This is a genomic window from Pseudomonas sp. WSY_20, from assembly GCF_043104335.1.
Classification (GTDB): domain Bacteria; phylum Pseudomonadota; class Gammaproteobacteria; order Pseudomonadales; family Pseudomonadaceae; genus Aquipseudomonas; species Aquipseudomonas parafulva_B.
Window position 1 is genome coordinate 15,210 of the sequence record NZ_JBICKP010000019.1, and the last position, 10,941, is coordinate 26,150.

Below are 10,941 nucleotides of genomic sequence, written 5' to 3' on the forward strand. Positions count from 1 at the left end.
GCGACAACTTGTTACAGCGCAAAACCGGCATTCGGGCGGGCTTTCGGCAATGCGACAAACACTGTCGCAATCGCGCAGTGTACGGCAGAGAAGAAGCTGGGTGAACGGGTGTTCACCTCGTTGTGCAGCCCGGGCGTGCCGGCACGTCGACTAACCTTTTTCACCCGGCGCGGAGCTCAGTTCGAACGGGCTACTGTTGCGTCGCTGATTGCGGTCTTCACGGGGGGTGGCGCCAAAGAAGTTACGGTAGGCGCTGGAGAAATGCGGGCCGGAGGAGAAGCCGCACGACAGGCCTATCTGGATGATGGACTTGCTGGTCTGCATCAGCATCTGCCGTGCCTTGTTCAAGCGCAGCTCCAGGTAATACTGGCTCGGCACCCGGCTCAGGTATTGCTTGAAGATGCGCTCGAGCTGTCGCCGTGACACGCAGACATGCTGGGCAATTTCATCGGTGGTCAGCGGCTCCTCGATGTTGGCCTCCATCAACAGCACCGCCTGGGTGAGCTTGGGGTGGCTCGAGCCCAGCCGGTTCTGCAGCGGGATGCGCTGGCGCTCACCGCCCTCGCGAATACGCTCGACCACCAGTTCCTCGGACACCGCGCCTGCCAGCTCAGCGCCATGGTCACGGGCCAGCACTGCCAGCAACAGGTCGGTGACCGCCATACCGCCGCAGGCCGTCAGGCGATCACGGTCCCAGTCGAATAGATGACTAGTGGCGATGACCTTGGGGAAGCGCTCGGCAAAATCGTCCTGCCAGCGCCAATGCACGGCTGCGCGGTAGCCGTCGAGCAGGCCAAGCATGGCCAGTGGGTAGACCCCGGCAGACAGCCCGCCAATCATGCAGCCGCTGCGGGCCAATTGCTTGAGCGCCGTCGACAGCGCAGCCCCGATGTTGCCCGGCGCCTCATCGGCCATCAAAAACAGCTTGTGGCACCCTTCCAGGCGCCCGTTCCAAGGTTCGCCGGGCATGCGCCAGCTGCCTTCGACCGGGGCTTCGGCTTGCAGGAACAGGGTTTCGTAAACCACGTCGGGATGGACCCGCTGCGCCACCTGCAGGACTTCTTCGGCCAGCGCCAGGGTCAGTGGCCGGGTGCTGGGCCAGATGAGAAAACCAATTCGCTGGGTGGTCATAGGGTAAGGTCCGAAACCTGAGATCGTTCGATTCGATGCGCCGGGTCAGGCTGCGCGTGACACGCAGCATGCCCTATCGTGGTGCAAAAAAGCAGCTTTTACTTCAGGCTGCCGGACAGGAACTGCTTCAGGCGTTCCGAACGCGGGTTGGCCAGCACCTCACGGGGGCAGCCGGTCTCTTCGACCAGGCCCTTGTGCAGGAACACCAACTGGTTGGACACCTCGCGGGCAAAACCCATTTCGTGGGTCACCACCACCATGGTCCGGCCTTCCTGGGCCAGTGCCTGCATCACCTTGAGCACATCGCCGACCAGTTCAGGGTCCAGGGCCGAGGTCGGTTCGTCGAACAGCATGACCTCTGGTTCAACGGCCAGTGCGCGCGCAATGGCCACACGTTGCTGCTCGCCACCGGACATGTGCCCCGGGAAGGCATCCTTGCGGTGGGCAACCCCGACCTTCTCAAGGTAGTGCTCGGCCTTCTCCAGTGCCTCCTTGCGGCTGACCCCCAGCACATGCACTGGCGCCTCGATGATGTTCTCCAGCGCCGTCATGTGCGACCACAGGTTGAAATGCTGGAACACCATCGCCAGGCGCGAGCGCATGCGTTGCAGCTGGCGCGCATCAGCTGCCTTGAGTGCGCCATCCTTGCCGGGGGTCAGTTTCAGCTCTTCGTTGTTGAGCAGTATCTTGCCTGCATGGGGCTGCTCCAGCAGGTTGATGCAGCGCAGGAAGGTGGACTTGCCCGACCCACTGGAGCCGATGATGCTGATGACGTCGCCTGCCTTGGCCGCCAGGGAAACGCCCTTGAGGACCTCATGGCTGCCGTAGCGCTTGTGCAGGTCTTGGACTTGGAGTTTGTACATGCTGTCGATTCTCACAGAGCGGTCAGTGCTTGCGCGGCGCCAGGTAGCCGAGCCAGCGGCGTTCGGCCATCTTGAACAGGCGCACCAGGATGAAGGTCAGGCACAGGTAGAACACGCCCGCCGTGATGTAGGCCTCGAAAGGCAGGTAGTACTGGGCATTGACCGTGCGCGCGGCACCGGTGATGTCGATCAGGGTCACGATCGACGCCAGGCTGGTGGTTTGCAGCATCATGATCACTTCATTGCTGTATTGCGGCAGCGCACGGCGCAGCGCAGACGGCAGCAGGATGCGTCGGTACATCTTCATGCGCGACATGCCCATGGCCTTGGCCGCCTCGATCTCGCCATGGGGCGTGGCTTTGAGGCTGCCGGCAACGATCTCGGCGGTATAGGCGCTGGTGTTGATGGCAAAGGCCAGGCACGCGCAGAAGGTTGCGCTGGACAACAAGGGCCAGAACACGCTGGCCCTGACGGCCTCGAACTGCGCCAGACCGTAGTAGATCAGGAACAGCTGCACCAGCATGGGCGTGCCACGAATGACGTAGGTGTACAGCCAGGCCGGCAGGTTGACCCACGGGCGCTTTGACACGCGCATCAAGCCCAGCGGAATGGCCGCCAGCAAGCCGAAGAACAACGAGACTGCCAGCAGCTTGAGGGTGGTGAGCAGGCCGTCGAAATACATCGGCAACGCTTCCCAGACCACGTTGTAGTCGAAGATCATAATTCGGTCACCTTGACACCCACCGAGTAGCGGCGCTCCAGATACTTCAGCGCCAGCAACGAGACGCTGGTCAGCACCAGGTACAAGGCGGCCACTGCCAGGAAGAAGGTGAAGGGTTCACGGGTGGCATCGGCCGCCTGCTTGGCCTTGAACATCATGTCCTGCAGGCCGACCACCGAAATCAGCGCCGTGGCCTTGGTCAGCACCAGCCAGTTGTTGGTAAAGCCTGGAATCGCCAGGCGAATCATTTGCGGGACCTGGATGCGGAAGAACACCTGCCGGGCATTCATGCCGTAGGCGACACCCGCCTCGGCCTGGCCCTTTGGGATGCCCAGGAATGCACCCCGGAACGTTTCCGAAAGGTAGGCGCCAAAAATGAAGCCCAGCGTACCGATACCTGCCAGCAGCGGGTTCAGGTCGATATAGTCGTCGTAGCCCACCAGCGGCGCCACGCGGTTGATGATGTCCTGCCCGCCATAGAAGATCAGCAGGATCAGTACCAGATCCGGTATGCCGCGAATGACCGTGGAATACAGGTCGCCCAGCCAGGCCAGCCAGCGCACGGGCGACAAGCGCAGCGCCACGCCGATCAGGCCGAGCACGATGGCCAGGGCCATCGACGAAAGGGCAAGCTGTAGCGTCAGCCACGCCCCATCGAGGATGACTGCCCCGTAGCCTTTCAACATGTTGAGGTCCTCGACCTAGAGAATGAAAAATGGTGCAAACCTCAGCGCTTCTGCTGTTTGCACCATTGCATAGCGATTGACGGCTGACTCAGTTCGCGTCTGGGCCGTAGATGTCGAAGTTGAAGTATTTCTTCTCGATCTCTTTGTACTTGCCATTGGCACGGATGGCATCGATGGCCGCATTGATGCGATCGACGTTGGCCTTGTCACCCTTGCGCACGGCAATGCCGACGCCGTCACCGAAGTACTTCACGTCGGTGAAGGCAGGGCCTACGAACGCGAAGCCCTTGCCGGCATCGGTCTTGAGGAAGCCATCTTCCAACAGCGTGGCGTCGGCCACGGTGCCGTCCAGGCGACCAGCCGCCACGTCCAGGTAGATTTCGTTCTGCGTGCCGTATGGCACCACGGTGGCGCCTTTGGGCGCGAGCACTTCCTTGGCGAAGCGATCGTGGATCGAGCCACGCTGCACGCCAATCTTCTTGCCCTTGAGCTCATCGAGGCTGTCGGTGACCGCGGTACCTTCCTTCATCACCAGACGCGCCGGGGTGAGGTAGTAACGCTTGGTGAAGTCCACCGACTTCTTGCGGTCTTCGGTGATGGACATCGAAGACAGGATAGCGTCGATCTTGCGCACTTTCAGCGCAGGAATCAGGCCGTCGAACTCCTGCTCGACCCAGGTGCACTTGGCCTTCATCTCTTCGCACAGGGCGTTGCCGATGTCGTAGTCGAAGCCGGCGATGCTGCCATCGGGCTGCTTGAAGGCAAAAGGAGGGTAAGCCGCTTCGATACCGATTTTCAGCGGTTTTTCATCGGCCTGCGATACCAGGGAAAACACGGACAGCGCCAGGGCGCCAAGCAGTGCGAGCTTCTTCATCAGGTAACTCCATCGGTACGGGGCAATACAAGGCAGGTAACAGCTGCCCGATATGCGAATGGTTACAACGCGAGCCGCGCAGGGTTCGACCAAGGTCGCAGACCACGAGCGAGTGAATGGCATTTTAACGACAGCCCGGTAGTCGAAATTTCTTCAAAGCGACAACTACTTACAGAAGCGCCTGAAACCGCTGCGGGCGATGTTGACAGCCAATGCAGAATATGCAAAAGCGCAAGAGGTTGAACCCATGAATCTAGCAAATCCTGGGCCTATTATTGGCAAACCCTTGTGGGACGGCAAGTGTAGCGTGATGGAGCGTTCTACAAGACAGCCAAAATGCCCCTAAACAGCGCCAAGTGTTTCCAGGCGCCCCGCCATAGCGCATTGCTGGTGACAGAAAAGTAACCGATCACTGCCGGGTAACAGGCCCAGCGGTCTATAAAGCAAAAACCCCGCCGGTTAACCCGGCGGGGCCTGTGCTGGACGATGGTGCACTGGCGGCGCGCCCCAAATCAGCTTGCCATCAAGCTTGAATCTCGGACCGCGCGCAGTGCCGTCAAGCCGTGGCCAGGCTCATGGCCTTGTGCGTGTCGATCAGGTGCTGCACAACACCTGGGTCTGCCAAGGTCGAGATGTCCCCCAGCGCGTCGTACTCGGCGGTTGCAATCTTGCGCAGGATGCGGCGCATGATCTTGCCCGAACGGGTCTTTGGCAATCCGGGTGCCCACTGAATCACATCCGGCGAGGCGATCGGGCCGATTTCCTTGCGCACCCAGTTCTTCAGTTCAAGGCGCAGTTGCTCGCTTGGCTCGACGCCAGCATTGAGGGTGACGTAGACATAGATACCCTGGCCCTTGATGTCGTGCGGCACGCCCACCACCGCGGCCTCGGCCACCTTGGCGTGCGCCACCATGGCACTTTCGATCTCGGCGGTGCCCATGCGGTGGCCCGAGACGTTCAGCACGTCATCCACGCGACCGGTGATCCAGTAGTAGCCGTCCTCGTCGCGGCGGGCGCCGTCACCGGTAAAGTACATGCCCCGGAACGTCTTGAAGTAGGTATCGACAAACCGGTCATGGTCACCGTATAGCGAGCGCGACTGGCCTGGCCATGAATCGAGGATCACCAGGTTGCCCTCGGTCGCGCCTTCGATCAGGTTGCCCAGGTTGTCCACCAGGGCCGGTACTACGCCAAAGAACGGGCGCGTGGCCGAGCCTGGCTTGAGCGCCGTCGCACCTGGCAATGGGCTGATGAGGATGCCGCCGGTTTCGGTCTGCCACCAGGTATCGACGATCGGGCAACGCTCCTTGCCCACAGTCTTGTAGTACCAGTTCCAGGCTTCGGGGTTGATCGGCTCGCCCACAGAGCCCAGCAGGCGCAGGCTGGAACCGTCGGCGCCGTCTACCGCCGCCTGCCCTTCGGCCATCATGGCGCGGATGGCGGTGGGTGCGGTGTAGAGGATATTGACCTTGTGCTTGTCGACGATCTTCGACACGCGGGTGATGTCCGGGTAGTTCGGCACACCTTCGAACAACACGGTGGTGGCGCCGTTGGCGAGCGGGCCGTAGACGATGTAGCTGTGGCCCGTGACCCAGCCGACGTCGGCGGTGCACCAGTACACCTCGCCCGGGCGGTAGTCGAACACGCGCTCATGGGTCAGCGCCGCGTATACCAGGTAGCCACCGGTGGTGTGCAGCACGCCCTTGGGCTTGCCGGTCGAGCCGGAGGTGTAGAGGATGAACAGGGCTTCCTCAGCCCCCATTTCCTTCGGCGCGCAGTGGCTGGAAGCCACTTTCATCAGGTCTTCGTACCAGATGTCGCGGTGCTGGTGCCAGGCAATGTCGCCGCCGGTGCGCTTGCAGACGATGATCTTCTGCACGCTGCTGGTTTCAGGGTTGGTCAGTGCCAGGTCGACATTGGCCTTGAGCGGTGTACGGCGACCGCCGCGCACGCCTTCGTCAGCAGTGATCACCACCTTGGACTTGCAATCGATGATGCGCCCTGCCAGGGCCTCGGGCGAGAACCCACCGAATACGACCGAATGGATTGCACCGATACGGGCGCATGCCAGCATGGCGACCACAGCCTCGGGAATCATCGGCATGTAGATGGTGACCACATCGCCGCGGTGCACGTCCTGCCCGCGCAAGGCGTTGGCGAACTTGCACACTTGCTCGTGCAGTTCGCGGTAGGTGATGTTGCGGTGCTCGGAGGGGTCGTCCCCTTCCCAGATAATGGCCAGTTGATCGCCACGCTCTTCCAGGTGACGGTCCAGGCAGTTGGAGGAAACGTTCAGAGTGCCGTCGGCAAACCATTTGATGTCCACGTGGTGGTCATCGAAGGAAGTCTGCTTGACCTTGGTGAAGGGCTTGATCCAGTCGATGCGCTGGGCCTGCTCACGCCAGAAGCCGTCCGGGTTGATCACCGACTGCTGGTACATGGCCTTGTAGGTGGCCTCGTCTGTCAGGGTAGTGGCCGCGATCTCGGGACGAACGGGATACAGTGGAGCCGCACTCATCGTGTTTACCTCGGTGTAATAGTTGTTTTTGTATGGGACCGATGTAACTGTACCAAAGCGATAACCGCCATTCGACGTTGGTAGTAATTTGCCAGTCGATCGGGTCGCAACCGCTCAAGCGCGGGCATTGTGCTGCCTTGCAAGGTGCAGGCCGTGGATTATTACCAATTTCACCAACAGACTTTATCAAAAGCCCCACTGTTTCACCCTGGGTCACGGTTCTAGAATTGATCTCGCCAGCAACGGCAAGAAGATTGACAACCTGTAACCGCCCCCACGAAGGCAACTGTCACTTCTCTGCAAACTTGATCAATACCTTAACGGTTGTCGTAGTGCTTCATGCACGGCGCGCACCGTCACGACCTTAAATAGGCAGATAAAACATGAAAGCTTTAATGGTAGTACTGCTGGGCAGTCTGTGCGGGACGGCCATGGCCGACGAAGCCCAGGCCGCCGAACAGGCACCGGTTGAACAGTACAGTTACTCGCAACACCTGGACATCGACCACGTCATTTCCATGAGTGAAATCCCCAATGTCTGCGGCGTAGTGCCCGCTCGCATGACCTACGCCGACTCGCAGGGCCACACCCACGTGCTGGAATACCGCGTGATGGGCAATGGCTGCTCCAACGGCTGACAGCGCGGCGACCAAGGGGGCCGAATGACCCCCTTCGCAGCCATCTGCACACAACTAACAGCAGCAAGTTAAAGCGACAGGAGTCTACGCTGAGCACTGTCCAATCAGTGCCCCGACGATTTGCCCAGTGAATAGTCTTTTAACTTATTGGCAATGGTCGTATGCGATACACCCAAACGTTTGCCCAATGCACGGCTACTTGGAAACTCTTTAAGCAAACTTTCCAATACGGCTTTTTCAAAACGCCCGACAATATCGGACAATGCACCGTCCAGTGAAAAATCCCCCAAGGGCTGTCGCACGCCATAATCGGGTAACCGCACATGCTCAGCCTTGACCACACCGTTTTCACATAACGACACCGCCTGGAATACCACGTTTTCCAACTGCCGAACGTTACCGGGCCAATCATAGCTGGCCAACTTTTGCATCGCCCCTTGCGCCAGGCGAGGCATGGCGCATCCGATCTGCCGACTGGCCTGATCGAGAAAATACTGCACCAGCCCATCAAGACCATCCATGCATTCGCGCAAGGGCGGAATGTGCAACGACAGCACGTTGAGCCGGTGGTACAAGTCCTGGCGGAATTCGCCCCGGGCACAGAGCTCGGACAGGTCCACCTGCGTGGCGCAGATCACCCGTACATCCAGATAGACCTCCTCGTCGCTACCCACACGGCGAAAACATCCGTCCTGCAAGAACCGCAACAACTTCACCTGAAGCCGCGGGCTCATTTCAGCCACGCCATCGAGAAACAGCGTGCCGCCGGCTGTCAGCTCCAGCAGCCCCAGCTTGCCTTCGGCGCGGGCACCTTCGAAGGCGCCCGGCCCGTAGCCGAACAGCTCGGTCTCGGCCATCGACTCAGGCAAGCCGGCACAGTTGAGCGCCATCAGCGGCGACTGCCCACGCGGGCTCGCCAGGTGGCACGCCCTGGCCAGAAGCTCCTTGCCGGTGCCGGTCTCCCCTTCGATCAACAGCGGCGCATCCAGCGGCGCCATTCGCCTTGCTTCACGGACAACGGCAGCCATCAGGCGTGAGCTCTGGAAAATGCTGTCGAACCCCCGCAACTCCTGCTTGCGCACATTGTAGATACGTTCACCGATGCGATCGGCGCGGTGCAGGGTGAGCACGGCGCCAGCCAACGCTTCGCTGTCATCGTGCTCGGACTGCAACGGCGCGATGTCGGCCAGGAACACATGGCCCTTGACCTGTACCCGCAGACCGTTGATACGCGACTTGTTGCTGCGCACCAGTTCCGGCAAGTCGAAGTCGTCCACGTAGCGAGCCAGTGGCAGGCCGGGCACTTCGTCGACCCGCACCCCCAGCAATTGGGCCGCCGACCGGTTTGCCGCCACGATGCTGCCACCCATGTCGATCGAGAGCACGGGAAACTCCAGCGCCCCAAGCAGCGCATTGAGTTCCATGTGCCGGCGCTCGCTGGGCATCAGCCCCACGCGCTTGACGCCGAACACGCCCGTGATGGCCTCGAACTTGGGGCGCAGGGCCTGGAACTGGAGGTTGATGAGGTTCGGGCAATGCAGGTAGATGGCGTTGCCATGGTCACCCCCTACTTCGCCCCGCAAGACGTTGATGCCGTAGTCGACCAACAGGTTGAGGATGTCGCGCAGAATCCCGATACGGTTCTGGCAGTGCACTTTGATACGCATAAGGGATACGCCTGGCAAAAACTTCCCGCCTGAGCGGAAAACTTGTAAAGGAATTCTTACGAAATGACCGCTGATGATCATTGCAGGAGCTTGATGTTGGGACAATTCAGGGGTTTTGTAAAATTATCCTTACAAAATAGCGTGCCCGCCTGGGCCCTATCCCCTCCATGAGTAGATGTGCACTGTGCATTAACGGGTTATTTCTGATGCCTACCTGTACATAACGACAAGAGCTGATCAGGAGACCTCCATGAAGCACACCCACTATGTGGCACGCGAGCCTGATGCGCAGGGGTTCATCGATTACCCGCAGCAGGAGCATGGCGTGTGGAACACGTTGATCACCCGCCAACTGAAGGTGATCGAAGGGCGTGCCTGTCAGGAATACCTCGACGGTATCGAGCAGTTGAAGCTGCCTCATGACCGCATTCCGCAGCTAGGTGAGATCAACAAGGTGCTGGGGGCAACCACCGGCTGGCAGGTCGCACGGGTTCCGGCATTGATTCCGTTCCAGACCTTCTTCGAGCTGCTTGCCAGCAAGCGCTTCCCGGTGGCAACGTTCATTCGCACGCCCGAAGAACTGGACTACCTCCAGGAACCGGACATCTTTCACGAAATCTTCGGCCACTGCCCGCTGCTGACCAACCCCTGGTTTGCCGAATTCACCCATACCTACGGCAAGCTGGGCCTGGCCGCCACCAAGGAGCAGCGCGTCTATCTGGCGCGCCTGTACTGGATGACCATCGAATTCGGCCTGATGGACACACCCAACGGCCGCAAGATCTACGGCGGTGGCATTCTGTCCTCGCCCAAGGAGACGGTCTACAGCCTGTCTGGCGAACCCGAGCATCAGGCCTTCGACCCCATCGAGGCCATGCGCACCCCTTATCGGATCGACATTCTGCAGCCGGTGTACTTCGTGCTGCCCCAGCTCAAGCGCCTGTTCGACCTTGCTCACGAAGACATCATGGGCATGGTCGCGCAAGCCCAGCAGCTAGGCTTGCACGCGCCAAAGTTTCCACCCAAGGCTGCCGCTTGAACGCTGCTTGCCACTCACAACGCCACATGGATAACAACGTATGAATGCCTTGAACCAAGCCCACTGCGAAGCCTGCCGCGCCGATGCACCAAAAGTCAGCGAGCAGGAGCTGGCCGAGCTGATTCGCGAAATTCCGGACTGGAACATCGAAGTGCGTGACGGCCACATGGAGCTTGAGCGCGTATTCTTGTTCAAGAATTTCAAGCATGCCCTGGCGTTCACCAACGCCGTCGGGGAAATTGCCGAGGCCGAAGGGCATCACCCGGGACTGCTGACCGAGTGGGGCAAGGTGACCGTCACCTGGTGGAGCCACTCGATCAAGGGCCTGCACCGTAACGACTTCATCATGTGCGCACGCACCGACAAAGTGGCCGAGACGGCCGAAGGGCGCAAGTAAACTGCCCAGGGCTTCAGTCGCGGGGCTCACACGGGCGTGGCCGTCGGTCACGCCTTTTTATGCAGCCAGAACAGCCTTGAGCCTGCGGCATGACCTGAGTTGATCGATCCGCTGGGCTAACCGGGCGTAGGAAAAAAGCCAAACTGTCATCCAGACTTGTGTATCCTGCCCCAGCTTCTTGAAGCTTCACACGCGCCTGGCGCAGCCTTTTCACTCACACTTGCGAGGAACGACGAGATGCATGAGATCCCGAATCTTCCCTTCCCAAGCCTGAACCCAGAAGAGCCCACCGTTACCGCCCACGCTGACTCGGCACCTGCTCTCGAGCAGGAAGGTGACGATCAGACCAGCGCCGACCAGGACTAGACCGCGCGCACTGGCTGTGTGAAAACGGCTGATATGGCGCC

General features: G+C 60.3%; 11 protein-coding genes. 4 read left to right on the forward strand and 7 right to left on the reverse strand.

Annotation, left to right across the window (positions count from 1 at the left end):
• Window positions 1-150: 150 nt before the first annotated feature.
• The 6 genes from argR to acs form a co-directional block, all read right to left on the reverse strand.
• Window positions 151-1,131, reverse strand: a complete 981-nt coding sequence (gene argR, locus ACF8E5_RS05690) for a transcriptional regulator ArgR (RefSeq protein ID WP_197844202.1) — start codon at window positions 1,129-1,131, stop codon at window positions 151-153.
• A 98-nt stretch (window positions 1,132-1,229) separates the two neighbouring features.
• Window positions 1,230-1,994: an ABC transporter ATP-binding protein gene (locus tag ACF8E5_RS05695; RefSeq protein ID WP_027915914.1), complete on the reverse strand. Its 765-nt coding sequence runs from the start codon at window positions 1,992-1,994 to the stop codon at window positions 1,230-1,232.
• Between the two features lie 22 nt (window positions 1,995-2,016).
• The gene (locus tag ACF8E5_RS05700; RefSeq protein ID WP_023533799.1) at window positions 2,017-2,715 is read right to left on the reverse strand and encodes an ABC transporter permease; all 699 of its coding nucleotides are present in this window, start codon (window positions 2,713-2,715) and stop codon (window positions 2,017-2,019) included.
• Window positions 2,712-3,401 carry an ABC transporter permease gene (locus ACF8E5_RS05705; protein ID WP_023533806.1) on the reverse strand — a complete coding sequence of 230 codons (690 nt, stop codon included), beginning with the start codon at window positions 3,399-3,401 and terminating at the stop codon, window positions 2,712-2,714. Before ACF8E5_RS05705 ends, ACF8E5_RS05700 begins: the two co-directional genes overlap by 4 nt.
• 88 nt (window positions 3,402-3,489) lie before the next feature.
• A complete protein-coding gene (locus ACF8E5_RS05710; RefSeq protein ID WP_027915913.1) occupies window positions 3,490-4,275 on the reverse strand; it encodes an ABC transporter substrate-binding protein in 786 nt (261 codons plus the stop codon).
• Between the two features lie 556 nt (window positions 4,276-4,831).
• Window positions 4,832-6,793: an acetate--CoA ligase gene (acs, locus tag ACF8E5_RS05715; RefSeq protein WP_058605578.1), complete on the reverse strand. Its 1,962-nt coding sequence runs from the start codon at window positions 6,791-6,793 to the stop codon at window positions 4,832-4,834.
• A 383-nt stretch (window positions 6,794-7,176) separates the two neighbouring features.
• Between acs and ACF8E5_RS05720 the strand changes: the two genes are divergently transcribed.
• Complete coding sequence (locus ACF8E5_RS05720) at window positions 7,177-7,431, forward strand: DUF2790 domain-containing protein (RefSeq protein ID WP_027915912.1); 255 nt, start codon at window positions 7,177-7,179, stop codon at window positions 7,429-7,431.
• Between the two features lie 104 nt (window positions 7,432-7,535).
• Here the strand turns inward: ACF8E5_RS05720 and ACF8E5_RS05725 are convergent, their stop codons facing one another.
• Window positions 7,536-9,098: a sigma-54-dependent transcriptional regulator gene (locus ACF8E5_RS05725; RefSeq protein WP_197844201.1), complete on the reverse strand. Its 1,563-nt coding sequence runs from the start codon at window positions 9,096-9,098 to the stop codon at window positions 7,536-7,538.
• A gap of 250 nt (window positions 9,099-9,348) precedes the next feature.
• Here ACF8E5_RS05725 and phhA point away from each other — a divergent pair, with 250 nt between their 5' ends.
• The 3 genes from phhA to ACF8E5_RS05740 all read left to right on the forward strand — a co-directional run bounded on the left by phhA (window position 9,349) and on the right by ACF8E5_RS05740 (window position 10,900).
• Window positions 9,349-10,137 carry a phenylalanine 4-monooxygenase gene (phhA, locus tag ACF8E5_RS05730; RefSeq protein WP_326383833.1) on the forward strand — a complete coding sequence of 263 codons (789 nt, stop codon included), beginning with the start codon at window positions 9,349-9,351 and terminating at the stop codon, window positions 10,135-10,137.
• A gap of 40 nt (window positions 10,138-10,177) precedes the next feature.
• Window positions 10,178-10,534 carry a 4a-hydroxytetrahydrobiopterin dehydratase gene (locus ACF8E5_RS05735; RefSeq protein WP_023533765.1) on the forward strand — a complete coding sequence of 119 codons (357 nt, stop codon included), beginning with the start codon at window positions 10,178-10,180 and terminating at the stop codon, window positions 10,532-10,534.
• Window positions 10,535-10,771: 237 nt separating this feature from the next.
• A complete protein-coding gene (locus tag ACF8E5_RS05740) occupies window positions 10,772-10,900 on the forward strand; it encodes a hypothetical protein (RefSeq protein ID WP_256675167.1) in 129 nt (42 codons plus the stop codon).
• The last annotated feature ends 41 nt before the right edge of the window (window positions 10,901-10,941 follow it).

Coding starts and splice junctions, on each gene's coding strand:
- argR (WP_197844202.1), bottom strand. CDS start 1,131: ATGACCACCCAGCGAATTGGTTTTCTCATCTGGCCCAGCACCCGGCCA.
- ACF8E5_RS05695 (WP_027915914.1), bottom strand. CDS start 1,994: ATGTACAAACTCCAAGTCCAAGACCTGCACAAGCGCTACGGCAGCCAT.
- ACF8E5_RS05700 (WP_023533799.1), bottom strand. CDS start 2,715: ATGATCTTCGACTACAACGTGGTCTGGGAAGCGTTGCCGATGTATTTC.
- ACF8E5_RS05705 (WP_023533806.1), bottom strand. CDS start 3,401: ATGTTGAAAGGCTACGGGGCAGTCATCCTCGATGGGGCGTGGCTGACG.
- ACF8E5_RS05710 (WP_027915913.1), bottom strand. CDS start 4,275: ATGAAGAAGCTCGCACTGCTTGGCGCCCTGGCGCTGTCCGTGTTTTCC.
- acs (WP_058605578.1), bottom strand. CDS start 6,793: ATGAGTGCGGCTCCACTGTATCCCGTTCGTCCCGAGATCGCGGCCACT.
- ACF8E5_RS05720 (WP_027915912.1), top strand. CDS start 7,177: ATGAAAGCTTTAATGGTAGTACTGCTGGGCAGTCTGTGCGGGACGGCC.
- ACF8E5_RS05725 (WP_197844201.1), bottom strand. CDS start 9,098: ATGCGTATCAAAGTGCACTGCCAGAACCGTATCGGGATTCTGCGCGAC.
- phhA (WP_326383833.1), top strand. CDS start 9,349: ATGAAGCACACCCACTATGTGGCACGCGAGCCTGATGCGCAGGGGTTC.
- ACF8E5_RS05735 (WP_023533765.1), top strand. CDS start 10,178: ATGAATGCCTTGAACCAAGCCCACTGCGAAGCCTGCCGCGCCGATGCA.
- ACF8E5_RS05740 (WP_256675167.1), top strand. CDS start 10,772: ATGCATGAGATCCCGAATCTTCCCTTCCCAAGCCTGAACCCAGAAGAG.